Source organism: Pelagibius sp. Alg239-R121, from assembly GCF_947331435.1.
In the GTDB taxonomy this organism is placed as follows: Bacteria; Pseudomonadota; Alphaproteobacteria; order Kiloniellales; family Kiloniellaceae; genus Denitrobaculum.
Map to the genome: position 1 here is coordinate 187,372 of NZ_CAMZOF010000006.1, position 26,548 is coordinate 213,919.

Sequence of the window (26,548 nt, forward strand, 5' to 3'; positions counted from 1 at the left end):
GCCCGATCCGCGAGACAAGCGGAAGAAATCGAGGAACTTTAAAATGGTTACCTACGCTGCACCGATCGACGACATTCGTTTCGTGATGAACGAACTTTTCGACTACGACAACTCCATCCCGACCCTGCCGGGGTTTGAGGATGCGACCTCTGACGTGGTCGAGGCGATTTTGGAAGAAGGCTCCAAATTCTGCGTCAACGAGCTTTTGCCGTTGAACCTGCCGGGCGATGCAGAGGGCTGTCATTACGAAAACGGTGTCGTGCGTACGCCGAAGGGCTTCAAGGAAGCCTACAAGGCGTTCTGCGACGGCGGTTGGACCGGCCTCTCCTGTGATCCGGATTATGGCGGACAGGGGCTCCCCAAAACCCTGCAGTTCATCATGAGTGAGATGATCGTCTCGACCAACCTTAGTTTCGGCATGTATCCGGGACTTTCCCACGGCGCCTATAACGCCTTGTCGGTATACGGCAGTGACGATCAGAAGCAGACCTTTCTACCCAGACTGATCGACGGCACTTGGTCGGGCACCATGTGCCTGACCGAGCCGCACTGCGGCACCGACCTGGGCCTCATCCGCACCAAGGCGGAACCCGACGGCAACGGTGCTTACAAGATCAGCGGCACCAAGATCTTCATCTCCGCCGGCGAACATGATCTGACCGATAACATCATCCATCTTGTGTTGGCGAAGCTGCCCGACGCACCGCCGGGCAGTAAAGGAATCTCGCTCTTCATCGTGCCGAAGTTCCTGGTCAAGGAAGACGGCACGCCCGGAATGCGCAACGGCGTTACCTGCGGCTCGATCGAGCACAAGATGGGCATTAAAGCCTCTTCGACCTGTGTGATGAACTTCGAAGAAGCGGAAGGCTATCTGGTCGGCGAACCGCACACGGGCATGGCGTCGATGTTTGTCATGATGAACACCGCGCGTCTGGACGTGGGCATCCAGGGCCTCGGTCTGGCGGAAACTTCCTATCAGACGGCGGCGGCTTACGCCAAAGACAGGGGGCAGGGGCGCTCGCTCAGTGGCACCAAAGCACCGGAGAAAGCGGCGGATCCCATCATCGTACATCCGGATGTGCGTAAGAACCTGCTGACTATGCGCGCCTACAACGAATCGGCGCGGGCGCTGGCGATCTGGATCGGCATGGAAGTCGATATTTCGGAAAAGCATCCGGATGCCGACCGCCGACAGGAAGCCGACGACCTGGTTGCCTTGATGACCCCGATCATCAAGTCCTTCTTCACCGATTATGGCTTCGAAGCCACGAACCTGGGTGTGCAGATCCATGGCGGTCACGGCTACATCCATGAATACGGCATGGAGCAGTTGGTGCGCGATGCGCGCATCGCGCAAATTTACGAAGGTGCCAATGGCATCCAGGCGTTGGACCTGGTCGGGCGAAAGCTGGGTCAGGGAATGGGGAGGTTGCTCCGCCGTTTCTTCCATCCTGTGGCTGGTTTTATCGAGGAAAATCAAGAGTCAGCGGAGTTGATGGAGTTTGTCCTCCCGCTTGCCAAGGCGTTCGGGCGTCTGCAGCAGGCGACGGGCTGGATTGCCCAAAACGGTTTAAGGGATCCGGAAGAGGCGGGCGCGGCATCAAGCGATTACCTGCGGCTCTTCGCGCTGGTGGCTTTGGCCTATATCTGGACGCGAACCGTCAAGGTCAGCATGGAAAAGATGGATGAACGTCCGGACTTCTATCGAGCCAAAATTGCCGTCGCGCGCTTCTATATGACCCGTTTGTTGCCGCAGTCTTCGTCGCTCTTTGCGACTATTATGGCGGGCAAGGCACCCCTGATGGAACTGGAGGAGATCGCGTTTTGAGATAACGCAAGACAACGGAGCTGCAAGCAATCGTTACTCCCAGTTGGAGAGAAAGATAAAAAAACGCTGCAGCTGGAATGGGATAGGGCTAAACTGAATAAAGAGTGTAAAGGACTCGAAGCGGGCGATTACTTTGAAGCGGGTATTCGAGCGCTGGGAGGATAAGGGGGTAAGATGAATTCCGTATCCGGTTTGTTGCAAAACAACCCACGGCTGACGGGTATGTTTGCCAAGACTTCCATGATTGCAGGTTTGGGTGTGGGCGCGGCGACAGTGATCGCATTGCCCGCTGTTGCAATCGATTTTGATTGGAACAACGGTGCCATTAGCGGCTCGTTTGATACAACGGTTTCGACCGGCGTCTCGGCCCGGACCCAGGGGCACGATCATCGGCTGATTGGTGTCAATAATGGTGGCACGGCCAATTCGATCAATGGCGACAACGGTAACCTGAACTATGAGAAGGGCGACATCACCTCGGCGAATGTCAAGGCGACGCACGAGCTCTCTCTTAATGCCGGTGACTTTGGTTTCTTTGGCCGCGCGTCATACTTTTACGACACCGCGATCATGGATGGGGAAACCGCGCGTACAAATTTGGGGGATGAAGCGAAAGGCCGCGCCGGCCAGGACTTCGAGCTGCTCGATGCGTATGTCTATGGCGATTTCGATGTTGGGGATGTCCCGGTAACGGTGCGCGTCGGCAATCAGGTGCTGAGCTGGGGTGAAAGCACCTTCATTCAGAACGGCATCAACACCATTAACCCGATCGACGTGACTAAGTTCCGGGTCGCAGGCGCCGAGATTCGCGAAGGCCTGGTGCCTGTGCCGATTATCGACGTCAACGTTGGTTTGACCGATAAGCTATCGATTGAAGGCTTTCTGCAGCTCGAGTGGGACAACACCGAGATCGAGCCTGAAGGGACCTTCTTCTCCACCAACGATTTTGCGTCACCAGGCGGGCAGTTCGTCTTCCTTGGTTTCGGTCAACCGCCGCTGCCGACCGACAATCCGCCGACTATCGCGGCGAATGCGCCCGTCGGCACGACGATTCCTCGTGGGCCGGACCGGAGCGGGACCGACAACAATCAATGGGGTGTCGCGCTGCGCTATTTTGAACCCGAACTGAACGACACGGAGTTCGGACTTTACTACATTCAGTACAACAGCCGACTGCCAGTATTAAGTGCCCGGACGGGGACGCTCGCGGGGCTGGGTGGGGGCAACTATGCAGGCTCTGCTCAGTTCTTCCGGGAGTTTCCGGATGATATCAAACTCATCGGCGCCAGTTTCAATACCGAGATACCAGGAACCGGCATCGCGCTGCAGGGTGAATACTCTTTCCGTAAGGACCAGCCGCTGCAGGTCGACGATGTTGAACTTCTGTTTGCTGGTTTGTCACCAATTCCGGCAACGCCGTTCGGAACTCAGGGCCAACTTGGAGCTTTCGGTTTTGACGAAGAAATTTCAGGCTTTCGTCGCAAGGACGTAAGTCAAGCACAGGCGACAGCTTCCAAGGTGCTCGGGCCGACGTTCGGGGCTGATCAGATTGTTCTGGTTGGTGAAGTCGGTGGCACCTACGTCCACGACATGGAAAATAAGAGCGAGCTGCGCTACGAAGGGCCAGGTACCTTTACCAGCGGCAACAGCTTCTTCACCGGAGCAGGTCTCCAGCCGGCCACGCAGGATGGCGGTTTCGCCGATGCCTTTTCTTGGGGGTACCGCCTCAGGGCACGGGCCGAGTTCAACAATGCTATCGGACCGGTCAATCTGCAGCCCGGGATCGCGTTTTCGCATGACGTCAGTGGAACGACCCCGTCTCCATTGTCAAATTTCGTCGAGGACCGTAAGACCGTAACCCTGTCCCTGGGAGCGACCTATCTCGACTCGCTGCGGGCCAGCATCGCCTATACCTCGTTCTTTGGCGGTGGTGCGTTCAACCTATTGAACGACCGTGACTTCGCGTCATTCGTCGTCAGCTATTCGTTCTAGAGTGCGACCGAAAACCGTGACGCACGGGAGGAGAATTTTATGAAACTGGCATCAAAGCCGCTTGCTTGCGGAGCGCTAGCGCTCCTGCTGGCTGCCCCGGCCGCATTTGCCAAAGTGTCGTCGGAAGAGGCGGCAAAACTGGGCACGGAACTGACGCCGATGGGCGCGGTCAAGGCCGGCAATGCCGATGGCACGATTCCGGCATGGGATGGCGGCATTACCACGCCACCAGCCGGCTACCAGCCGGGGATGCATCATCCCGATCCTTATGCGGGCGATGCGGCGATTACGACGATCACGCCGGCCAATGTCGATCAGTACAAGGACAAGCTGTCCCCTGGTCAACTGGCGATGTTCAAGCGCTATCCCGATAGCTGGAAGATGAACATCTATCCGAGCCATCGCAGTGCCTCCTATCCGCAAAGGATTTACGACTTTGCGATTGCAAATGCGACGACGGCGGAACTGACGCCGGACGGCAACGGTGTGCTGAATTCTCGTGAGTCGATTCCATTCCCGATCCCGCAAAACGGTCTGCATGCCGTTTGGAACCACTTGTTGCGCTATCGTGGGGACACTGTTCGCCGGATCATTGGACAGGTCTCGCCGACGTCGGGCGGTTCCTACAATCTGGTCAAGATCGACGAACAGATCTACCTCGCCTACGCTCATGAAGGCGCATCGATCGAGAGTATCGACAACACGCTTGGTTACTTTCTTCAGGAGGTAACCGCACCTGCTCGTCTTGCAGGGACAATCCTGCTGGTGCATGAAACGCTAAATCAGGAGCTGGAGCCACGCAAGGCCTGGACCTACAATCCGGGTCAACGCCGCGTACGCCGCGCGCCCAATGTCGCCTACGACAATCCAGGCACCGCATCCGACGGCCAGCGGACAAGCGATCAGCTGGATATGTTCAATGGCGCGCCGGATCGCTACACCTGGGAGCTGAAGGGACGGCGCGAAATGTATGTGCCCTACAACTCCTACAAGCTTCACAGCGATTCCCTCGAATATGACGACATCATTCAGGCCGGACACCTCAACCAGGATCTGACCCGCTATGAATTGCACCGGGTCTGGGAGGTCGATGCGACGCTCAAGGATGGTACCAGCCACATCTACGGTCGCCGGACGTTCTATTTTGACGAGGACAGCTGGCAGATCGTCGCCGCCGATCAATACGATGGGCGTGGCGAAATTTGGCGCGTCTCCGAGGCACACAATATCAACTACTACGAAGTGCCTCTCCTCTGGGAAACGGTAGTTACTCAGTACGACGTCCAGAATGGCCGCTATCTCGCGTTCGGATTGAACAACCAGGACCGTATCGAAGTCTTCAACCAGGATCTCGGGTTGAAACAATTCACGCCTGAGGGCCTGCGGCGTAAAGGCCGCCGTTAGAGACTGATCGTTTTCACCGAACAAAAAAGTGAATCAGTCTCGACATCATATGGTTGGAGCGCGGCTGTTGAAGCGTTTCATGGCAGCCGGCCGGCATAAGCCGGGCCGGCTGATCTTTTGAGGCCATATTCCAACAGCTATAGAAACGTCACGCAGATGGATTTCGCTCGAATTGGATCGTTGATATGAGACTCTGTGACTGGCTGATGCGATCCACACCGCTTTGGGTGGCGTTTGTGGTCGGTTTGCTTGCTGTTGCATCAAATAGTGCCTCAGCGCAACAGTCGGCCGCGACTGCCGATACGCAGGTGGAAGAGTCGGAACTTGCTGACCTTGCGAGCCGGTCACTTCTCCTGGACGTGGTTCAGAATGCGAATCGCGTCATTGCAGTTGGCGACCGGGGTCATGTGCTTTTGAGCGACGATCCCGCTTCGAATTCCTGGAAACAGGTGGTCGTCCCCACGCGTTCAATGCTGACGGCGATCGCCTCCGGTGGCGACGGTCAATTCTGGGCGGTCGGCCACGATGCGGTGATCCTGAAAAGCACCGATAGTGGACAGAGCTGGCAGCTGCAAAGCCGTGACGCCGAACTCGAAGCGCCACTTCTCGATGTCTGGTTTGAAGAAGGCAACCATGGCTTTGCCGTGGGGGCTTATGGTTTGTTCTACGAAACTTCCGACGGCGGGCAGAATTGGGAACAACGGAGCATCGACGAGGAAGAACCGCATTTCTATACGCTATTCGAGTCCGCCAATGGTTCGCTTCTTCTTGCCGGCGAGTTCGGATCTATTTTGAGATCCCCAGATCGGGGGGAAACCTGGGTGAGGCTGGAAAGCCCCTACGAGGGGAGTTTTTTCGGTGGGCTGGGATTATCCGACGGGACGCTTCTGCTCTTCGGATTGCGGGGCAACCTCTTTCGTTCAACTGACAACGGCGAGACCTGGATTAAGATAGATACCGGCGTCACCGCTTCGCTGCTTGGGGCGACGGAACAGTCGGACGGCCAAGTGGTCATCGTGGGGCTCAGTGGTACCTTGCTGCGAAGCAATGACGGCGGACAGAGTTTTACCCTGACCGGCGGTTTGCGCCGCGAAGGCCTGAACGCCGTATTACCGTCAGACGGAGGTGGCCTGCTTTTGGTCGGTGAGCGGGGTGTTTCGCTTTTGACAGACGCGACAGCGGGAGCCGTGCAGTGAGATCAAGTTTGACGTCCCGACCTGTGAGACGATGCCCATTCGAAGAAAGGCATGATGAGCATGTCTGACGCTAAAGCGCCGGCCAGCGCCAGATCACCGCTGCTCGCAAAGATCGAAGAGCTGATCTTCGGGCACAGGAAGATCATTTTGGGATTCTTTCTGCTCGCGACGCTCTTCATGGGCTATCAGACATCTCTGCTGCGTATCGACGCAGGCTTCGAAAAACAGCTGCCGCTGCGCCATCCCTATATGCAGACCTTCATCCAGCATAAAGAGGAATTCGGCGGTGCCAACCGGCTGTTGATCGCGGTCAGGGCCAAGGACGGCGACATTTTTACGCCCGCTTTTTTCTCCGCGATGAAAGCGGTCACGGACGAAGTGTTCTTCCTGCCAGGCGTGAACCGCAGCACGGTGCGCTCCATCTACACGCCGAATGTACGCTTTATCGAGATTGTCGAAGGCGGGTTCTCGGGCGGCAATGTCATTCCCGCGGAGTTCAAGCCGACACCGGAATACCTGGCCGAAGTGCGTGAGAACATATTGAAGTCCGGGGTTGTGGGGCGGCTTGTCGCCAACGACTTCAGCACTGCGATGGTTTCGGCACAATTGGTCGAAATAGACCCGGCAACAGGACAGCGGCTGGATTACCTGAAGGTTGCAGAACAGCTTGAAGCCCGGATCCGAGATAAATACGTCGATGAAGATGTCGATGTTCATATCATCGGCTTCGCCAAGGCGGTTGGGGATATCGCCAACGGCGCGCTTGGCGTGATCCTCTTTTTCGGCATCGCCTTCGTGATCACCGCGGCAATCGTTTATCTCTTCACCCATTCGCTCAGGATGACCCTGCTGCCGCTATTCTGCTCCCTGGTGGCTGTCGTATGGAACATGGGACTCTTGACCCTTTTCGGGTTCGGTCTGGATCCCATGTCGATCCTGGTTCCGTTCCTGGTGTTCGCGATCGGCGTGTCACACGGTGTACAGATGATCAATGCCGTGGGGGCCGAGGTGTTCGATGGTGCGGATAATCTCAGCGCCTCCCGCACGGCATTCCGCCGGCTTCTCCTGCCTGGCGGTGTGGCCTTGCTGAGCGATACCATCGGCTTTCTGACAATCCTGCTGATCGAAATCCGGATCATCCAGGAACTAGCGGTCACCGCCAGCCTGGGCGTCATGGTGATCATCCTGACCAACCTGATCTTGCTGCCGATCCTCCTGTCGTACGTCACCCTGGGCGACAGCTACCGCAAACGCATGCATGAAGGGGCCAAACGCCGTGAGCCTCTCTGGCGTCTTCTGGCCAAGGTTGCCGATCCAAAAGTCGCCCTTGGCAGTATCGTCTGCGCCCTGCTGCTGCTGGCCTGGGGGCTTTACGAAGCGCCAAATCTAAAGATCGGCGATATTCATGCGGGCGTTCCCGAGCTCCGGCAGGATTCGCGATACAATCGGGATACAGCCGTTATCACTGAACGCTTCTCAATTGGCGTGGATGTCATCACCACTATTGTAGAGACCGTTCCCGACGGCTGTATCGAACATGACATCATGGACCGCATTGACCGCTTCCAATGGCAGATGGCGAACGTGCCGGGCGTGCAGTCGACCATATCCATGCCGCAGGTGGCCAAAGTCATCAACGCGGGTTGGAACGAAGGCAATTTGAAGTGGCGGATTCTGCCCAGAAACCCGCAAACCATGGTGCAGGCGGTTTCCTCCATCGAGACCTCGACCGGTCTGCTGAATAAGGACTGCAGCGTCCTGCCGGTCTTGATCTTCACCGAAGACCATAAGGCAGAGACGATTGCCCGGGTGATCGAGGCCGTGAAGGCTTTTGCGGAAGAGAACAACAGCGACCGCCATACCTTCCGCTTGGCCACCGGCAATGTCGGAGTCATGGCCGCGACAAACGAGGTGGTGCAGGCCGCGCAGACCGAGATGCTGTTGTGGATTTATGCAGCCATTATCGTGCTGTGTTTTGCGACATTCAGATCCTGGCGCGCGACCCTCTGCATCGTATTGCCGCTCAGTTTAGTGTCTGTGCTCGGTTATGCGGTGATGAGTCTGCTGGGGATCGGCCTGAAAGTCTCCACCTTGCCGGTCGCGGCACTGGGTGTCGGTATCGGTGTTGACTATGGCATCTACATTTTCAGCCGCTTTCGCACGCTGCTGAACGAAGGCGGTCTCGGTCTGCACGATGCCTATGAAGAAACTTTGAGAGTCACCGGCAATGCGGTGCTGGTGACCGGGCTGACATTGGCGATCAGCGTCAGCACCTGGGCGTTTTCAGCACTGAAGTTCCAGGCTGATATGGGCGTCCTGCTGGCCTTCATGTTCTTGGCCAACATGCTGGGCGCTCTGCTGCTGCTCCCGTCACTGGCCTTTGTCGTTTACTCCTTTCTGCGCCGTAAGCGCGGCGCCTGATTGCGATTTCGTCAACAAACTCGGCGCACGAGACTTTGACCAACTCATAAGAGGGTGACTCCAAGTTCCTGAGCATTTCAGTCGGGAACGATCGCACTCTGGATAACAAGCACGAAGATGAATCTTATATTTCGCCTGTTTCGCGTTCTCCTGGCCGGATTGTTCCGGTCCAAGGTGGGCTTTCTCGATGAATCCGTGGTGTCGTTCCGGGTTCTACCCAACGACCTCGATTTTAATCTGCATATGAATAACGGCCGATACCTCACGATCATGGATCTGGGCCGGTTCGATCTGATGCAGCGCAGCGGTCTGACGGGAATCGCGATTAAGAACCGCTGGATGCCTGTCGTTGCGTCACAGGTGATCAACTACCGCCGGTCCTTGGCACCCTTTCAACTTTACAGCCTGCACAGCCGTATCCTCGGGTGGGACGAGCGCTTCGTATATTTCCTTCAGCAGTTTCGCAGTGATGGAAAATTGGCGGCTTCCGCGTTGGTAAAGGCCGGTATCGTCGCCAATGGCAAAAGCCTGACGATAGAGGAGATGCTCCCGCTTGTCGGCTACATGGGACCCAAGCCACTGCTGTCGCCGGAGGTTACGGCTTGGCGCGGCACTGAGGAATGGTTGCGATCCGGCGCAGATGGCTAACACCAAGGCGCATTGAAATGCTCCATAGAGATTGTCTAGAGGGGCCACCAGGTCGGAGAAGGTGTGTGGACGATACCGCCGTTTTAAGCGAAGGCTTGGGCAGCGATCGCATAATAATGCTTTGGACGGGCAGCCGTTTCTTTAACTCCCCGAAGCATAATCGGCGGCTTGTCGTCTTCTTCGAACCCCAGGGATTCAAGGACTGGAAAGAGAGACTTCTGGCGGGCTGGGAGGTCGATCCGGAAGGGCCCGTCGCTGTTTGCCGTTAAAGCCGCCACTATGGCCAGGGCAGCATCGTCATTGGGGGCGATGATTGGACCCAGGACGGCAAGTTCACCCTGTCTGACCAGAAGCCCATAGCCTGTGGCGGCTGCGCCTTCGAACAGAACGCAACCGGTTTTTGCCTGGTCGATCCTATGGCCGAGAAGGCAGTCGCGCCGATAGCCAAAGGCTGCTGCATCGAGATCGATAACGGTATTCGTCAAACGCTCATCCAGAGGCGCCAACCTGCGATCGTTTGCGTGGGAGGTGACGGCCGAAGTTGGAACGTTCGTAGGCGCGACGAATTTGTGCAGGGTCTCGACAGTTCGAAACCCAAGCTTCTCATAGAGTGGTAAGCCGATCAGAGTGGCAATCAAGGAAAGTGGAACGGGCGGCTGGCTGTTGGAGGCCCAGCGGATGGCTTCTCTGACTAAGGCTTCGCCCAGGCCCCGACGGCGCGCTTTGCTGTCGACAATTACCATACCTAGAGCCGCCGATTGAACGCTGCCGGAATCTCCATAGGGAATGACAGCTGCGCTAGAGACGATTTCGCCCGAGTCAGCCCGATGACCGAAGACGTTGCCCGAACGCAAAATCGTTAGCCAGTCCTCTGAACTGTGAGGCCAATTCTGAGCCAACGAAAGTTGCCGAAGGCCGCTCAGATCATTCAAAGAGAATTGCGTGATTGGCCAAACCTGTCCGATCATTCCGCCTGTTCATCGTCGTCTTGAGTTCTGGCCAATTCGTCCATAAGACGTTTTGCAAAGGCGCCGTTGTCGGTACGTGCCAGCAAAAACTGCTCTATGACCTTGCGCGCGGCCTTTTTGTCGTAGGGTTCCGACTCCGGATTGTCGACCTTCTGCTGTACCTGCTTCAGAATTTCGGGATCAATCGACTCTCGTAATTCGGCAAGCTGGCGGAGGAGGGCTTCGCGATCAACGGGTTCGTCTTCAGCCATAATTTGCAATCGGAGTAGTTGAAGGATGGGCAGTGGTTTGCGATCACTCGAAGCTTATGCCGAATCATTGTGTTTGGCTATCTTACCGAGATGGCCGGAGTCTGATCGTTTTCACTTTGAATCCGGGGGAAACTTGATTCAGCCTCTTATTCTTTAGACTAGGGGCTGATTCATGTTCTTGAGACACGCGCTTGCAGGCACGACAAAGGGATGGTAATAATAATTAGTAAACCATAAAATGTAGATAAAAAACAATAGGTTAGAGAATTTTCTGAATTCACTGAACCTAACACGCACGGAAGTTGGAAAGAGTTAGCAGTCGATGTCGCTTGGGTTGCACGAACGTAGAGCGAAGCGCCGCCGCCAGTTTTGGTGGGGTGTTATCAAGTGGTTGGTGGCTTTGGCCGTAATCGGCGCGCTGGGAGTGAAGGCCTATTTCACGGGGTCCGATATTGCACAGCGCGATTTGGTTGCCGAGCAAGAGAAGACCTCGAAGCTGACCGGAGAACTCGCTGCTGTCAATCAGACGGTCACTGATCTCAAAGCCCAACTGAATACGGCGAAACTCTCCGCTAACGATTGGCAAAAAAAGTACGAATCAGATGTCCCGACCGGCGCGCTGAAAGAGGTGCTGGACCTTGCAAGTGGCAAGCTCAGCAACGGCGTGGATATGAACCGTCTGCGGTTCCTGATCGGTTCGGCACAGAATGAGCGCAGCTGTGACAACGCGCCGGTGACTAAGCGGTTCTTTGTCGGGACTGACCTCTACAGCGGAGCAAACGACTCGGTTTCTTTTGCGAAGTCTGCGATCACGATCACTGCCAAAGGTGCGTCCGCAAAAGATCCGGCCGGTAATGTCGAGGCCTGGTACGACGCGGCTCAGCCGGTGAAGGTGAATTTCACCATTATCGGCGGCAAGGCAATCGAGGAAAGCGGCAAGCTCCCGCTGCATCACTCGGTCGTGGTCAATGATTCGGAGTACCGCTTCAGCCTGACTGAAGGTCCACGTGGCTTCGTTATTATTTCCGGCGATCGCTGCGATTATCCCTGAACCGCAAATCACCTGGACACAAAGCATGGCGTTCCTTCAGTTTACGGTTATTGGCGCGGCCTGAAAGGCTCTGAATGCTCGCCGAGTGGTTCCGATATCTGACCACGCCATGTCCGAGGCACCTGCGCGCACTTGGATATCCTCAACAGATTATTGCGACCCACGCACGCTACCGGCGTTGCGAGGACGCCTGGCGCCCGCATCTCGAAAGCACGAAGTCTTTCATCTTGGAGAGTGCTGCCGGGGCAAGCGGCAACCGGCGCGCTGTGATCCTGGGCTCGGGGTCTCTCCTCGATATTCCTCTCGCCGAACTCTCGAGAGATTTTGAGCAGATCGAGCTTGTCGATATTCTGCATCTCCCCTGGGTCAAGCGCCGGGGCTTACGATATCCCAACGTTCGCTTTCACGATCTGGATGTCACAGGGCTGTGCGAATCTTTGGTTTCACTGGAAAAACTTGGACGAGGTGCGCAAGGGCGGCAAACCGAACTTCCACAGACAGAACCGCAGTCTCTGGAACAAAGTTTGAGCTGTGGTCCCATCGATTTTCTCGTTTCCGTAAATCTTCTATCACAACTGCCGTTGATGCCGAGCGCCTTTCTCGAAAAGCGATGCCCGGCCTACACGGACGCAGATCGGAAGGCCTTCTCACAAGGCCTGATCGTCAATCACCTTCACTGGTTAAAAGCACACACAGATCAGGTGTGTTTGATTACCGACCTGGAGCGGTCGATCTGTGATGGAGCGGGTCATGAGATCGACCGGGAAGACGCGCTTTTTGGGGTTGCGCTGCCCGCGCCGGATCGCGAGTGGATGTGGGATATTGCCCTGCAGCCCGAGGTTCACCCTCTGCATGACCTTCGGCACAGGGTTGGGGGATATTGCAATCTGCGCGAATTTGACTTCGCTTCATGAGGTCTGAATTCAGGGGCCTCAAACTCTCCTTTTCACGTCTCTGATATTTCTGTTGAAGCCCAAGAAAAATTCAAGAGCAGCAAATTGTCTTGCGTGCATCACCCTTCACTGGTTCTAGGACGGCTAATCGCCCTGAGAAGGTGACATAGTGCACCAATCAGAAGAACGTTGAGAGTTTTGACGCTCCGTGGGCAAAGGCGCTTAGCAGGGGCAAAGACGGGGCGCAATTGAAGTCAGTTTTGGCTGGCTTCTCTCGTTTTATGTACATCAACGTGATTTTCATCTACTAATACTAGTAGAGCGAGCACTCTCTTTAATTCTGTAAGTACGTTCCAACTTTGCCATATTGAGTAATGATTGGAGTCGTTTGGTGCCTGGTTTGTACCGTGCAAAAGTGGAAGGCAAAGTCATTTTAGGACGTGCTGGTTTAGCACTCCCTTTTACGCCCTCCGATGGTCCTATCTGTTTCGCGCAAGACCATAAGAACTTTTTCGTCTCTCCGATGGTCAACGACTTTAAAAACCCTAAAGCTCCATGGGTCGGTAATCCAGGGCAGCTGCCAGGTGGCGGGATTAAAACCTTCCACATGGACAACTGCGTTACGGTCTGCGTTGCAGAATTGCAAATGAATGCTGGCAATGGAAACTGTTGGAGCCGGGCATTCTTCGCCCACCTGTCAGGAGGAAACTGGGACTGGTGCGACTCAGGTGAAAAATTCAAAGATTTTTCGCTAACCGTGAATCCGAATCTTTGCTATTCGCTCGTTATCGCAAACTTCAGAACAGGGACAGGGACGACAATTGAAAAAATCCTGAATTCCGGATTTCCAGTCGAAAAAATGTCGGTTTACATCACAAATATGGGCACGACTGATGTTGCGGTCGAGTTCAGGAACAAAGGCGAATTTGGATTAATTCACTGGTCGGGTGGTAGAAGCGACGAAGAACCTAATGGGTTCGACCCAAGGGGCATCAAGACCTATTTCAACCTTTCCTGAGATTAAGATTAAGCGGAAAAGCCCTCAAGGAAGCTCACCAGATTACTGCCCAACGCGGGGTTCGCGTAGCCGCCCTCCTGCACGATGACACTTGGCAGTGCCAGCCTGCCTATGACCTTGCCGATTTCGCCAAAGCCCTCGGTCGTGACGGCCAAGCCGGCAAAGGGGTCGCTTTCGTGGGCATCGAGCCCCAGGGCGACAACCAGAGCGGACGGCGCAAAGGCATCGATCTGTGTGCAGGCGCTATCGAGTGCAGCCAGGAACGGCTGGTCTCCCGAACCCCGGTCCAGTGGGAAATTGAGATTGTAGCCTATTCCAGCCCCTTCGCCGCGCTCGCTCGCGTAACCCCAATAGAAGGGATAGAAGTGTTCGGGATCGGCATGGATCGAGATCGTCAGGACATCGTCCCGACGATAGAAGATGCCCTGTGTTCCGTTGCCGTGGTGAAGATCCACATCCAGGATGACAACGCGCTCATGATCCTGCCTTAATTCCTGGGCGGCGATCGCTGAATTGTTCAGGTAGCAGAAGCCGCCAGCCATATCGGCAAAGGCGTGATGGCCCGGCGGGCGGCAGAGTGCGTAGGCAGCCCGCGCGCCGTCCTCAAGTTGTCGGGTGGCATGAACGGCCGTGTTCATCGATGCCATGACCGATCGCCAGGTCGTTTCTGAAATGGGACAGGCGGTGTCGGCCATGTGGTAGCCCGCTTGTCCGACGGCGGAGGCCGGATAACCCATGGCGATTCCATGGGGCCGCCCATTCGGATGGACGTTGGGTATGACTTCTTCGGAGGCTCCTTCGATCTGACGCCAGCGGTCGTATATGCCTTGCAGAAATTTCAGGTACTCGGGCGTATGAATAGCAGCCGCGGGCGCCAATCCGTAGTTGACGGGCTCAGTGATCTTGAAGCCTGATGCCCGGCCGGCCTCCAGTAAAATGTCGGCGCGTTCCGGGGTTTCCGGATTGGGTTTGGTCGCGCCGCTGGAGAGAAAATGCGCCGGATAATGTTCACTCTGGATTGGGCTGAAGACGAATTTCATCGCGGGTCACCTTGGGCAGGATTTGAGTTGATGCAAGCATGGAGCCTGATCGTGCGGTCAGATGGCGACTTACCTTCTTGATCGATTCAATCAAATGCGATCTCACTCTAGAAAGCGGGCAGGGGTGTGCCAAGCGGTGTTTGTGGGATAATCCACACTGCCGTCCTTAACAGACGTCGCTCCGCGATTGCTGTCCACATCACATCTGGGCTATGAAGTCATGGCTTCAAATCACGAAAGATACTCAGCATGACATCTCAGGGGAATATGCGGACGGGTGGCCGGATTCTGGTCGATCAGCTCCGGATACATGGTGCGGATATGGCGTTCGGCGTGCCCGGCGAAAGCTACTTGGCGGTTCTCGATGCGCTCTACGACGTGCCTGAGATTTCATTCCGGATCTGCCGGCAAGAGGGCGGAGCTGCCATGATGGCGGACGCCTATGGCAAGCTGACCGGCCGGCCGGGTCTGTGCTTCGTGACGCGCGGGCCGGGCGCCACCAGCGCAAGTGCCGGCGTGCACATTGCCTACCAGGATTCAACGCCGATGATTCTCTTCATTGGCCAGGTCGGCCGAGACATGATCGAGCGTGAGGCTTTTCAGGAAATCGACTATCGACGCATGTTTGGCCAGATGGCCAAGTGGGTGGCTCAGATCGATGACGCGGACCGTATCCCTGAATACCTGGCACGTGCCTTCGCGACGGCCACCTCTGGACGCCCGGGGCCCGTCGTTCTTGCCTTGCCGGAAGACATGCTTCGCGACCTGACCGGCGCTGCGGACGCGGCACCCTATAACAGTGTCGAGGCTCATCCCAGTGCATCCGACATGGATCGTCTTGGCAGTCTCCTTGCGGCGGCAAAGAGTCCATTGATGATTCTGGGAGGTACTTCTTGGGATGCAGAGGCCTGCCGGAACATCCAGAGCTTTGCGCAGACACATGGTCTGCCGGCCGCGGCCTCGTTCCGATGCCAGGACTATTTCGATAACAGTCATCCGAATTACGCGGGCGATGTCGGTATCGGAATCAATCCCAAGCTCTCTGAGCGGGCTAAAAACTCCGACCTGGTCCTGGTGGTCGGTGCCCGTTTGGGCGAGATGACGACCGGCGGCTACAGTCTTTTTGATTCGCCGCGCCCCAAGCAACCGCTTGTGCATGTTCACGCCGGTGCTGAGGAACTCGGGCGGGTTTATCAGGCCGAACTGGCGATCAATTCGGGGGTCAAGGCGTTCGCTGCAGCGGCGGCATCACTTACAGGCCCCAGCGCATTGGACGATGCGCGCAGACAGTTGGTTGCGACTGCGCGCAGCGACTATCTGGAATTCATTCAGACGCCGAAGATACCGGGCGACCTTCAGATGGGCGACATCATGGGCTGGTTGCGCGACCGCCTGCCTGAAGATTCCATCATCACCAACGGAGCGGGGAACTACACGACCTGGGTCCACAGGTTCTATCAGTACCGCAGCTTTCCGACACAGCTTGCGCCGACCTCCGGGTCGATGGGGTACGGAGCGCCGGCAGCTGTGGCAGCCAAGTCCGTCTTTCCTGAGCGAACCGTGGTTTGTTTCGCCGGCGACGGATGTTTTATGATGCACGGACAGGAGCTCGCAACCGCTGTCCAATATGGCCTGAAGATCATCATTCTGGTGATCAACAACGGCATGTACGGGACGATCCGAATGCATCAGGAGCGGGCTTATCCGGAGCGTGTCAGCGGCACTGAGCTCGTCAATCCGGATTTCGCCGCTTATGCGCGCGCGTTCGGTGCTAACGGTGAACTGGTCGAGCAGACAGACGAGTTTGCGCCTGCTTTCGAACGCGCGATGGCCGCCGATGGTCCGACGGTCATAGAAGTCCGGATCGATCCGGAAGCGATTACGCCAAAGGCAACCCTTTCGGAAATCAGAGCGGCGGCGAAGGCAGCGGCAGGCAGCTAGACACTGTTGTGGCATTCCGGCGCTGGAGCACGAGTGGTTTACTCGCTTCCGTAGTCTCGGCGCGGCTTCTTTTCTAAGGAGTCGCCAAGCTGCTCAGATCCCCCAGGCGCGGTTGCCGGTAAGCGGTCTGGACTATTACACCTTCCGGCAGGAGCTGGCCCGCACCGACCAAGTTCTTGAGCACGTCGAGAAAAATGGGTTCGTAGTCGAAGTAGACTTCGGCCGTGATGATATTCTCGTTGTCGCGGACAAGGAAACCCGATGGCATCGACGCGGTATCGCCGACACCGCCGACGGCACTTGCCGGAGTCAATGGACCACCGCCTGTGATCTGCCAGGTAACCTCAGCCGAGTCACCCGGGTTTTTATAAACCGAACTGACGATGACACCGCCACTTGTCGCCAGATCGAATGGCAATACCACTTCGACCGCGGCGTCCATGAGCTGATTAATTTCGGCTGCCGAGATGTTGGATGGGCGGGACACGAGGTCCGACATTGTCGCTGCCGCCCGATCCAGCTTTTGGTTCAACAGCATGTAACGTGCCGCGTCGAAGGCACCAAGCAGGGTCAGCAGAATAATTGGTGTCACCACAGCAAACTCCACCATGGTAGAGCCTCTTTCGTTCGACGATAACGACCGAAGACGAGACCAGGTCCAGCACCGCAAACGATTAAACTGTAATTTCTTCATGATGGTCTCCTTACTCTTCGGAATAAGGTTCATTGCGCACGGCAACGGTTGCCGACATCGGAAGGTTTCCATCCGGACCGCCGAATACAGCAAAGACAGGTGTCATGAACTCCCATTCGTAGTCGAGTCGGTAGAACACGACGTCATTTGCATCACCTGCACCTGGCGTGCCCGGACCGGTGTCATCACCCGTGAAGTCGGGGTAGACGGTCATCGTGACGTTCGCGTCGGAGATCTCGATCAGGCCGTGCGTATGCTGCTCAACGATTTCGAGAATCTTCTCCTGCCTTTTTGCAGGATCCGGCTCCTGGCCGGTAACACCGAAACGGGCGGCTTCGCGAAGGCCGCCCTCGGCCAGGGAGAGGGTAAACATCACCATCGCGACTTCCAGGGTGCCGAATAGCATCAGGAGAAACGCCGGGAGTATCAGTGCGAACTCCGCCGCGGCGATGCCGTCTCTGGCACGCGTGAATTGATGAATGAGCTGTTTGGTCTGCGGCATAATAGACATCAGTCTCGATCCTTGGTCATGTTTGACTTGGACAGGAGATACCGCTTCCTCCTCTGGCATTGTCCGATAGAACTGTCAGCCGGCATCCGCTTACGCAGTGCCTTCTACATCGTGCTCAGGGCATCGATGGTGTTCACGATTGCCGGCCCCAGCAGCACAACGAACAGAGGCGGCAAAATGAACATGATCATCGGGACAGTCATCATAGCGGGGAGCCGGGCTGCTTTTTCCTCTGCCTTAAGCAACCGCTCTTCACGGGATTCGGAACTCATGACCCGCAATGACTGCGATAAAGGCGTACCGTAACGCTCGGCTTGAATGAGTGTATTCACCAGGCTGCGGAGCATCTGAAGGTCGGTCCGCTGCGCAAGATTGTCGAGGGCGGCCCGGCGCTCCGGAAGAAATCCAAGTTCCAGACCGGTCAGGCTCATTTCATCGGCGAGCTCAGGTGCCGACCCCGCCATTTCCTGCGAAACCCGGTTCAGGGTTGCGTCGAGGCTCAGACCGGCTTCTGAACAAATCACCATGAGGTCGAGGCCGTCTGGCAGGGACTTACGGATCGATTCCTGGCGTTTTTGTGCGGCGTTCTTGATGATCGTGTCCGGCAGGTAGGCGCTGATGCCGACGGTGGCGACGCAGGCCACGAGTTTCATGCTGGCAGAAAGGCCATAGCTGTTGAAGCCGTAAAACACGAGGATGGCAAGGCCACCCAATACAACGGGGAGGGCCAGTTTGAAGAAGAGGTAACGCACCACTGCATCTTTTGACCGCCAACCCGCGCGCATCAGCTTCGCCGATATGTTGCCGGCTTGCGCAGACTTCATGAGCTGCATGCGATCGACGACCTGCCGCATGAAGGATGCGGAGTTCAGGCGTTCTTTCCGCCGTCGCGGCGCCAGCATACCGCCGCGCAGTGCCTCGCGCTGTTCGGCAATCAGCTTGGCACGCTTCTGCGAGGGGTCGCGGTGCAGCAGCGAAGACCAGACCGCGGCAAAGCTGATCAGCACGGTGATCGCAGACATGACGATAATCAGGTCTTCGATCGTGACGCCGGCTGGAAGGTAGCGCTCTACGCTCATATCTCGAATTTCACCATCTTGTACATCGTGCCGATACCGATCGCGAACATCGCGAAACCGCCGGCGAGCATCAGATTGCCGCGCGGATCGTGTATCAGGGTCATGACGTATTCGCGGTTAATAAAGTACAGCAGCAGGAACATGATGAAGGGCAGGCTGCCGATGATGTAGGCACTGGCCTTGGCTTCCGACGACATGGCCTTAACCTTCAGTTTCATCTGTTTGCGCTTACGCAGAACGTCCGAGAGGTTTGTCAGGGTCTCGGCCAAGTTACCGCCGGTTTCCGTCTGGATTGAAAGTGCGACCGTGAAGAAGTTGAATTCGGGGATCGACAGGCGGCCGGCTGTTTCCCACAGGGCGTCATCAATCTTGGTGCCGATTTTGACTGCGTCGAAAATCCGCGTCAGCTCTTCACCGACCGGTCCGGGTATTTCCTGACCTGCGGATTTGATGGATTCTGCGATTGGCAGACCCGCTTTCAAACCGCGGACCATAAGGTCGATTGCATCGGGAAAGTGCGTGACGAACTGCAACTGCCGGCGTGATGCCATGTATCCCAATACAAAGTGCGGCAGACCGATCGTACCGAAGATTCCGAAAAGGCCGGCAACGATGCCTGGGAGACCTAGAAAAACTTTGGCGAACGCGAAGGCGATCAGACCACTGATCGCGCTGATCATGAGATAACGGCCCAACGCAGGTTTTACGCCCGCGCGTTCCAGTCTGTTGCGCAGGAGATCGGGGCGGGGCAGGGCTGTCTTAATCAGCCGGTCGATAAAGGCGTACTTACTGTCCGTTGTTGAGCGGCGCACGCTGACAACGGTCTGTACCATTGCGGGTGTTGCGCCCTGATCGCCTTTGACCCTGTCGATCCGCCGCTTAAACTGCCGTGTCGCGCCGTTTCCGGCAAAGGCAGCGGCGATCAGCATGACACCGCCCAAGATTGGCAGCGACATCAGTATCAGGGTGGTGGTCGGATCGGCACTGCTCAGAAGGGACAAATCCATTACATCGCCTCCAACAGTCGCTGCTCCAGGCCGAAGTAGGCAGCCTTGGTGGCAAAGAAGGGACGAAGACCGGACGATTTGAAGCTGCCCTGCAGATTGCCGTCAGGTCCTTCGCCTTCGAATTCGAAGGTATAGAGGTCCTGGGTCGTGATGATGTCGCCTTCCATCCCGACGATCTCGGTAATATGGGTCACCCGCCGCATGCCGTCCCGCATACGCGAAATCTGGACGATCATGTGAACGGCATCGGCGATCTGGGTACGCACCGCCTTTGCCGGCAGATTGATGCCCGCGAGACCGATCATGTTTTCAAGACGCGTCAGACCTTCGCGCGGTCTATTGGCGTGGACGGTGCCCAGTGAACCGTCATGACCCGTATTCATGGCCTGGAGCATATCCACGGCTTCGGCGCCGCGAACCTCACCCAGGATAATCCGGTCAGGACGCATACGCAGTGTGTTCTTGACCAAATCCCGCATGTCGATTGCGCCCTCGCCCTCCAGATTGGCGGGCCGGGTTTCCAAACGAACCACATGGGGCTGCTGTAGCTGCAGCTCGGCGGCATCCTCGATGGTAACGATCCGCTCGCCCGGGTCGATCATCTGAGACAGGGCGTTCAGCAGGGTGGTTTTACCGGAACCGGTACCGCCTGATATCAGGATATTCAAGCGGCTGCGCGCGGCGATTTTCAGCACCATCGCCATTTTGTCGGATATGTTTCCCTGCCGGGCCATCACGTCCAGCGTGATGCCTTTTTTGGCAAACTTACGAATGGAAATTGATGCGCCGTCGATGGCGAGTGGCGGGATGATGATGTTGACACGACTGCCATCCAGCAGACGGGCGTCGACCAGGGGTGTCGTCTCGTCGACACGCCGGCCGATCTGCGCGACGATACGCCGTGATATGTTCACGACGTGATCGTTGTCACGGAATTTAATATCCGATAACTCGAGCTTTCCGCCTCTCTCGACGTACACTTGATAGGGACCGTTCACCATGATGTCGGTGACTTTTTCGTCCGCAAGCAAGGGCTCGAGCGGTCCAAGGCCCAGCATGTCGGCCAACATCAGTTCGACGACACCAAGCTGCTCAGGGCCGTTCAGCCTGATTTTCTCTTCGGCGAGGACCTCGGAAACGATTTCACCAAGTTGACTGGACAGTTCTTCGCGCGGCAATTGGGAAGCTGCGGAGACGTCGAGCCGCTCCATCACCTTGGCGTGAATGGCGTCCTTCGCCGATTCCACGGTGTCGGTGATCGGTACTTTGGTTTCAAGCCGACGTTCATCAACCTTGAATACATCGTTCAGATCTTCAGCGGGAGACTGCGGTGCAACCGGCTTGTCCGCGCTTGTCTGCTGCCGTGGTTCCGGTGCAGAGGTGGCGCGTGCCGGGGTCGGTCGTGCTTGGGCGGCCGGTCGGGCAGGGGTCTGGGCTGCGGATGCCGCTGACGCTGATGCCGAGGAACGGGGATGCTGTGCACTGACCCAGTTGATCAGTTCAGTCAGCAGCGTCCGGCGTTCCAGCAGATTGAGGTCGTTGGGCTGTTTTTCGAGTTCGGCGCTTACCAGTTGGCCAAGACGAAGACCAAGTTCAGGGCGGGAAAGCTGAGAAACTTCATGACCTTGAAGAGCCTCCGCGACCTTGGGTTTCATCTGCTCGACATAGGGCGCTAAATCCGCCCGCGTTTGCGAGGGAGCCTTGCCGGGTTTTGCATTCTGGCGCTGTGCGAATATCGACATACAGGTTATTTCTTCTTCAGCCAGTCACGCCAGGATTTCTTATTCTTGCCCGTGTTTGTTGACTTACTGTTGTCCAGAACGTCGGCAGTGCGTGTGAGCGTCTTGCTCGCTTTGCTTCGGCTATCGGCCTGGACCAGGGGTTTACCGGTGTTGGAAGCCAGATTGAAGGCTTTGCGGTCTTCGCTGATCTGAAAGTCGACCTTTCGGCCAAGTGCCTTCTGAAAATCACCGAGCTGCATCGCCTGTGCGGCGCCGCCGGTGCGGTTGGCGATGACTTTCACCACTGAGTTGGGACTTGCCTCTTCGATACCTGCGAGCACACGAATGGAGTCACGCAGACCCGACAAGGTCAGTTCGGTCACCAAAACGACCTGAGTTGCAGCTTCGAAAACGCCTTGCCGCATGCCGACGGCGGACCGTGGCAAGTCGACGACGATGCAGTCATGTTCACGGCCCAGGGCATCGAACAACGCGCCTGTCGCCGCCGGGTCAAACAGCATCTCGTGATTTACGGTTTCTTCGGTCGCCATGACGGATAGCTTTTCCGTCAGCTTGGCTGTCGCGCTCGAGATGAAGAGGCTGTCGATACGGGATGGGTTCTCAAGCGCCTCGCGCAGACCCCGTGTCGGCTCCAGATCGAGCGAAAGAGCGATGGTTCCGAATTCCAGGTCCAGGTCGATCAACGCGGTGCGCTTTTGTTTGCGCTCGGCCATGCTCCAGGCGAGGTTCACCGCAACAGTCGATGCGCCGCATCCGCCTCTGGACCCCACGACCACGATTTTCTGAATAGCATCGGGGTCGGCAGCGGGTGCTTCAAGCTCTTCGTCGGGCTCCTCGATTTGCTGGAGGACACCGATCAGGGCCTTCTCGGTGATCGGTTTGACCAGATAGTCCGAAATACCGGCACCGATCATCTCACGATAAAGATTGATGTCATTCATCGACCCGATGCCGACCAGACGGGTTTCCTCGGAAAAGGCAGCCGTAAGGGAAAGCATTGCGGTCAAGGGTGAGGAAGAATCCCCGATGTCGACGATCAGGACGCGCGGAAGCGGTGCTTCAGTCAGATACTGCATCGCTTCGTTGCTGCCGCCGTCGCGGATGACCGTCTCGGCATAGAACTGCCGGGTCACTGCGTCGATGACGTCGTGGGTCTGGCCGTCGCTTACGAAAGCTGCACATTCCGCGAGCGGCGTAAGCTCGGCGTCTTCCGACGCGAAGAGGTCTTCAGCCGTACTCATTCCTGTTCAACCTCCTTGGTCGCGAGGATCTCGTCGAGGGGAATGATTTCACCTGCCCGATAACGCTCGATACCCAAAACCGCAGCGGTGCCGTCTCTAGGCCCGCCAGGTGAACCGCGCTGCAGGTCGGCCGGATTGGCGACCATCAGCCCAAGATTGGTCTTGTTGGCGCAATCCCTTAGCGCAGTCGGCCGTTGTCCCCGTCCAGGTGCGGTGCTGCTGCAGTCAGGCATGGCCACGAGTGTGCGCGTGACAATGATTGCGATGCGTTCATCCGGTGCCCGCTGAATGGTGATCGGCCTCTGTGCGACGTACGCTCTCAGCCCAAGGTTGGCGAGCTCGAGCCGCAGGGCTTCAATCCGCTCCTCTGTCTCCGGCAGATACTGGTTGTCTTCCGCGCGTAAACCGTCCAGTTGTATGCGGTCATCTCTGCGAATGCCTTTACTGCGCAGAAAGCTCATTAAGTCGCTGCGTTCGCTTTCGGTGATCGTCGAGGCGCCGACAGGAAATTTCACCGCGTAGGCCTGCATGACCGCCTGGGTCTCCAGTCCCGCAATGGAGTCCATTTGGCGCCAGTTGCCGGTCAGGAACGCGTTTTCCACAACGCCAACAGTACTGTCGTAGACGAATTGCGATGCATCCGCCTCGGTGAATTCCGCTTGTCCATTGTTGCAGGCACTGAGAAGCAGGCTCGCTGCGACGAGTGCCGGCGTAATAAATCGCTTCGTTTGCACTGGGTTTTGCATCTCGCTCACTCTACTCAAGGATAAAGCCCAAGGGGCGCGGCAGTTCTGCAGCCGACGACGAAGTCGCTGGGAGTGTCAAACTGGATGCCGTGCCGCCAACCTGCGTCTGGGCAGCGGTGCCGTCAGTCTGGTTCGATTCGACATATGCATCGGTCGGCAGCGGCAGTGGCTGCGAAACCGGGCGTACCAGATAAGGAGTGACAATGATCACCAATTCGCTTTCGCTGCGCTGGAACCGGTCACTCGTGAAGAGTTGGCCGAGGATCGGGATGTCACCCAGACCTGGCACTTTACTTGTCAGCTGCTGGGTATCGTCGAGCAGCAGCCCGGCAATCGCAAAGCTCTGACCCGAACCGAGCTCGACGGTCGTTTCCGCACGGCGTGTCGCCAAGGCCGGGATAACCAGATCGGCAATCGTAACGGCACCGTTTTGTGAAAGCTGGCTGACTTCGGGGCGCACCCGCATGCTGATGAGGTTTTCGCCGATCAGCGTTGGCGTAAAGGCAAGGCTGACGCCGAACTCTTTAAACTCAATCGTGATGTCTCGGCCGCCGGCGTCATTGGTTTCAGCGCCAACGGGCACCGGGAACTCACCACCAGCCAGGAAACTGGCCGTTTCGCCTGATAAGGCCGTCAGGTTGGGTTCAGCAAGCACCGTCACCAACTCATCATCGGCGAGCGCGTCGATCAGCACATTCAGATCCAGTGGACCTGGCGTCCCCGCAGCGGAGAAGAAACTGGGCGAAGCGTCGGCGAGAATTCGCGAGGTGTTGGTGAACAGGCCAAAGTTAAAAGCACCATCGGCAATTGCGCTCCAATCGAAACCGAACTGCTCAAGGACTTCTTTCGAAACCTCGGCAACCCTTACACGCAGGTTGATCTGATTGGGGGCCGTGACCTGGATTTGATTGATGATCTCTTCAGGATTGTTCACAAAGCGCGTCGTAACCCGCACGGCGTTTGCTGCTTCAGTCGCCGTATTGGCGGTGCCACCAAGGATAATCCCGCCGTCAATCGAAACTGCCGTGATCTGAGCACGTGGCGCGACAGCATCCAATGCCGTGCGCAGCCGGCTGAGGTTATGACTGACACTCAGTGTCAGGTTTGCGATGACATTGTCATTGCTGTCGACGGCAAAGAGGGTCGTTTCGCCGGTCGCCTGTCCAAAGACATAGATCAGTTGCGGCGACTTGACGTTGACGTTTGCGATCTCGGGGTTGGCCACGAACACGGACACCGCCGATTCTTCAAGACGCAGAAGCTGACCCTCGTTGACTTCAAGTTCGATCGGTTCACCCGTCGCCGGTGCTGCGTAGCCGACGATATCGGCCCGTGCACCAACCGGCAGCACCAACGTCAGCAAAAGCAACGTTGAAAGGAATGTGCGGAAAATCTTCATTGGGCCCCTACCACTTCGATGTCGAGTTCCTCGACCTGACTGCCCCTTGCAATCACGACCTTCAAATCATTGGCGCCCGGGCGAGGTACGAGGACGCTAACATCGCTCTCCCAGGTATAGGTTTTTCCGGATTCAGGCTCGGGTTCGCTCATGGGATCCTCGCCATTTACCAGACGCTCGAGCTCTTCTTCGTCTTTCGCAAGGCTGCGTAGACTCAAGGACAGCTGTCCCAAACCACGTACCGCGGCAATCATTTCGGCTTGTTTCGGCGTCAGCTCGAGCGTTGCGGTATCTGCGACCGTAGGTTCGCTTTCGCTGTCGTTATTGGTCACTTGGTCGACCGCCAGGATACGGACATTGGTCAAAATGGTCTCGCTCGCCCGGCGCTCGTTGCGATCTTCCAGGGTCGAATCCTGAATCGTATGGCTGAGGATCAGATCGACCCGGTCTCCAGGGAATACGAAGCCGCCGATGCCTGAGGTTTCGTTGACCTCGATCGAAACAGCACGAAAACCCGGTTTTAAGACCGCGGCGAGAAATCCACGCTCACCCGGCGCGACGACGCGTCCCAGTACCATCGGATCACCACCGACGATAGGCTGGCGGGCGACGGACCCAAACAACGTGGTCTCGTCGAAGTCATCTTTGATCAGATAGCTCTCGGATATACCGTCATCCGGCCAGGCCTGCCATTCCAGGTCGGTTTCCTGAAGGAAGGTGCCGACAGGAATATCGACTTTCGCAATCAACACGTAGGTGAGTTCCGGCTCCGGCAGAATTGGTGCTTCCGCTGAAACTTGAGCAGGCGCGCGCTGGGCATCGAGCCAGTTCTTGGCAACGAACGCCGTGCCACCAATCATGAAGAGGGCGCCAACGATCAAGAGTATGTTTCGTATCGACATGGCTTTAGCCTATCTCAGCAGTGTGAACGCTACGTAAACGGCACCGACTGCAATGGCGACACCGTAGGGCATTGGTTTCTTTGCGAAAGTTTCAGAATCGCAACTTAATCCCTGTGGTAAAAATGGGACCAGAAAAGAAGCTCGATGAGTTAACCAGAGGCCGATCGCGATCAACCCGCCGGAGAGAGCCATCAGAAGAGTGAATTCAAGAAACAGGGCAGGACCCGCCCAGAGCGACACTGCCGCGAAGAGTTTGACATCTCCGCCGCCGCAAATTTTTAAAGCAAACAGACCAAATCCCACGACCAGGGAAGCCGCTGCGATACCTGTCGCGGAAACCCAATCGATCGCCCCGCCTGATGACAGAACAAATGCTGGATACAGGATAATGAGTGACAGACTGTAGACGTTCGGGAGCGTGAAGCTCTTCACGTCGCTGTAGGCCGCGGCTGCTACAACCAGCGCGAAAATACAGACAGTTGTGTCATTGAGAATATCGTAGAACATTGGATTTAATTTGGTCCCCGGAGCAAAGAGGGCCGAGGGGCGTTACGCACCTCGGCCCATTCTCTGTAG

The 26,548-nt window shown here is 56.7% G+C and carries 23 protein-coding genes; 10 read left to right on the forward strand and 13 right to left on the reverse strand.

What is annotated here, in order from left to right:
* Nucleotides 1-43 precede the first annotated feature (43 nt).
* The 6 genes from QMZ18_RS19910 (at nt 44) to QMZ18_RS19935 (ending at nt 9,489) form a co-directional block, all read left to right on the forward strand.
* Complete coding sequence (locus QMZ18_RS19910) at nt 44-1,828, forward strand: acyl-CoA dehydrogenase C-terminal domain-containing protein (RefSeq protein WP_282608101.1); 1,785 nt, start codon at nt 44-46, stop codon at nt 1,826-1,828.
* A 174-nt stretch (nt 1,829-2,002) separates the two neighbouring features.
* Nucleotides 2,003-3,820, forward strand: a complete 1,818-nt coding sequence (locus QMZ18_RS19915; protein WP_282608102.1) for a DUF1302 domain-containing protein — start codon at nt 2,003-2,005, stop codon at nt 3,818-3,820.
* A 39-nt stretch (nt 3,821-3,859) separates the two neighbouring features.
* Nucleotides 3,860-5,224, forward strand: coding sequence for a DUF1329 domain-containing protein (locus QMZ18_RS19920; RefSeq protein WP_282608103.1), 1,365 nt, complete (start codon nt 3,860-3,862; stop codon nt 5,222-5,224).
* 185 nt (nt 5,225-5,409) lie between these two features.
* A complete protein-coding gene (locus tag QMZ18_RS19925) occupies nt 5,410-6,420 on the forward strand; it encodes a YCF48-related protein (protein WP_282608104.1) in 1,011 nt (336 codons plus the stop codon).
* A 60-nt stretch (nt 6,421-6,480) separates the two neighbouring features.
* The gene (locus tag QMZ18_RS19930; protein ID WP_282608105.1) at nt 6,481-8,841 is read left to right on the forward strand and encodes an RND family transporter; all 2,361 of its coding nucleotides are present in this window, start codon (nt 6,481-6,483) and stop codon (nt 8,839-8,841) included.
* Between the two features lie 117 nt (nt 8,842-8,958).
* Nucleotides 8,959-9,489, forward strand: a complete 531-nt coding sequence (locus QMZ18_RS19935) for a thioesterase family protein (RefSeq protein WP_282608106.1) — start codon at nt 8,959-8,961, stop codon at nt 9,487-9,489.
* An 83-nt stretch (nt 9,490-9,572) separates the two neighbouring features.
* On the opposite strand, the gene QMZ18_RS19940 is transcribed toward QMZ18_RS19935, so the two are convergent.
* Both QMZ18_RS19940 and QMZ18_RS19945 read right to left on the reverse strand, forming a co-directional pair.
* Nucleotides 9,573-10,343, reverse strand: coding sequence for a GNAT family N-acetyltransferase (locus tag QMZ18_RS19940; RefSeq protein WP_282608107.1), 771 nt, complete (start codon nt 10,341-10,343; stop codon nt 9,573-9,575).
* A gap of 110 nt (nt 10,344-10,453) precedes the next feature.
* The gene (locus QMZ18_RS19945) at nt 10,454-10,708 is read right to left on the reverse strand and encodes a hypothetical protein (RefSeq protein WP_282608108.1); all 255 of its coding nucleotides are present in this window, start codon (nt 10,706-10,708) and stop codon (nt 10,454-10,456) included.
* A gap of 322 nt (nt 10,709-11,030) precedes the next feature.
* Between QMZ18_RS19945 and QMZ18_RS19950 the strand changes: the two genes are divergently transcribed.
* The 3 genes from QMZ18_RS19950 to QMZ18_RS19960 all read left to right on the forward strand — a co-directional run bounded on the left by QMZ18_RS19950 (nt 11,031) and on the right by QMZ18_RS19960 (nt 13,670).
* Nucleotides 11,031-11,759: a hypothetical protein gene (locus QMZ18_RS19950; RefSeq protein WP_282608109.1), complete on the forward strand. Its 729-nt coding sequence runs from the start codon at nt 11,031-11,033 to the stop codon at nt 11,757-11,759.
* A 74-nt stretch (nt 11,760-11,833) separates the two neighbouring features.
* Nucleotides 11,834-12,673, forward strand: coding sequence for a hypothetical protein (locus tag QMZ18_RS19955; RefSeq protein WP_282608110.1), 840 nt, complete (start codon nt 11,834-11,836; stop codon nt 12,671-12,673).
* A gap of 370 nt (nt 12,674-13,043) precedes the next feature.
* Nucleotides 13,044-13,670, forward strand: a complete 627-nt coding sequence (locus QMZ18_RS19960) for a hypothetical protein (RefSeq protein ID WP_282608111.1) — start codon at nt 13,044-13,046, stop codon at nt 13,668-13,670.
* A gap of 8 nt (nt 13,671-13,678) precedes the next feature.
* Here the strand turns inward: QMZ18_RS19960 and QMZ18_RS19965 are convergent, their stop codons facing one another.
* Complete coding sequence (locus tag QMZ18_RS19965) at nt 13,679-14,710, reverse strand: histone deacetylase family protein (protein WP_282608112.1); 1,032 nt, start codon at nt 14,708-14,710, stop codon at nt 13,679-13,681.
* 249 nt (nt 14,711-14,959) lie between these two features.
* Between QMZ18_RS19965 and QMZ18_RS19970 the strand changes: the two genes are divergently transcribed.
* Nucleotides 14,960-16,651, forward strand: a complete 1,692-nt coding sequence (locus QMZ18_RS19970; RefSeq protein WP_282608113.1) for a thiamine pyrophosphate-binding protein — start codon at nt 14,960-14,962, stop codon at nt 16,649-16,651.
* 73 nt (nt 16,652-16,724) lie between these two features.
* On the opposite strand, the gene QMZ18_RS19975 is transcribed toward QMZ18_RS19970, so the two are convergent.
* The 10 genes from QMZ18_RS19975 to QMZ18_RS20020 all read right to left on the reverse strand — a co-directional run bounded on the left by QMZ18_RS19975 (nt 16,725) and on the right by QMZ18_RS20020 (nt 26,479).
* Nucleotides 16,725-17,261, reverse strand: a complete 537-nt coding sequence (locus tag QMZ18_RS19975; protein ID WP_282608114.1) for a TadE/TadG family type IV pilus assembly protein — start codon at nt 17,259-17,261, stop codon at nt 16,725-16,727.
* 94 nt (nt 17,262-17,355) lie between these two features.
* Entirely contained in the window at nt 17,356-17,856 is a 501-nt protein-coding gene (locus QMZ18_RS19980; RefSeq protein WP_282608115.1) for a TadE/TadG family type IV pilus assembly protein, read from the reverse strand.
* Between the two features lie 104 nt (nt 17,857-17,960).
* Nucleotides 17,961-18,935, reverse strand: a complete 975-nt coding sequence (locus QMZ18_RS19985) for a type II secretion system F family protein (RefSeq protein ID WP_282608116.1) — start codon at nt 18,933-18,935, stop codon at nt 17,961-17,963.
* Nucleotides 18,932-19,942 carry a type II secretion system F family protein gene (locus tag QMZ18_RS19990; RefSeq protein WP_282608117.1) on the reverse strand — a complete coding sequence of 337 codons (1,011 nt, stop codon included), beginning with the start codon at nt 19,940-19,942 and terminating at the stop codon, nt 18,932-18,934. The genes QMZ18_RS19985 and QMZ18_RS19990 overlap by 4 nt, the downstream gene beginning before the upstream one ends.
* Entirely contained in the window at nt 19,942-21,684 is a 1,743-nt protein-coding gene (locus QMZ18_RS19995) for a CpaF family protein (protein WP_282608118.1), read from the reverse strand. The genes QMZ18_RS19990 and QMZ18_RS19995 overlap by 1 nt, the downstream gene beginning before the upstream one ends.
* 5 nt (nt 21,685-21,689) lie before the next feature.
* Nucleotides 21,690-22,925, reverse strand: coding sequence for a P-loop NTPase (locus QMZ18_RS20000; protein ID WP_282608119.1), 1,236 nt, complete (start codon nt 22,923-22,925; stop codon nt 21,690-21,692).
* Entirely contained in the window at nt 22,922-23,659 is a 738-nt protein-coding gene (locus tag QMZ18_RS20005) for a CpaD family pilus assembly lipoprotein (RefSeq protein WP_282608120.1), read from the reverse strand. Before QMZ18_RS20005 ends, QMZ18_RS20000 begins: the two co-directional genes overlap by 4 nt.
* A gap of 22 nt (nt 23,660-23,681) precedes the next feature.
* Nucleotides 23,682-25,070 carry a type II and III secretion system protein family protein gene (locus tag QMZ18_RS20010; protein WP_282608121.1) on the reverse strand — a complete coding sequence of 463 codons (1,389 nt, stop codon included), beginning with the start codon at nt 25,068-25,070 and terminating at the stop codon, nt 23,682-23,684.
* Nucleotides 25,067-25,972 (reverse strand): Flp pilus assembly protein CpaB, encoded by a 906-nt coding sequence (gene cpaB, locus QMZ18_RS20015; RefSeq protein WP_282608122.1) that lies wholly within the window; start codon nt 25,970-25,972, stop codon nt 25,067-25,069. The genes QMZ18_RS20010 and cpaB overlap by 4 nt, the downstream gene beginning before the upstream one ends.
* A gap of 9 nt (nt 25,973-25,981) precedes the next feature.
* Nucleotides 25,982-26,479 (reverse strand): prepilin peptidase, encoded by a 498-nt coding sequence (locus tag QMZ18_RS20020; protein ID WP_282608123.1) that lies wholly within the window; start codon nt 26,477-26,479, stop codon nt 25,982-25,984.
* Between the last annotated feature and the right edge of the window lie 69 nt (nt 26,480-26,548).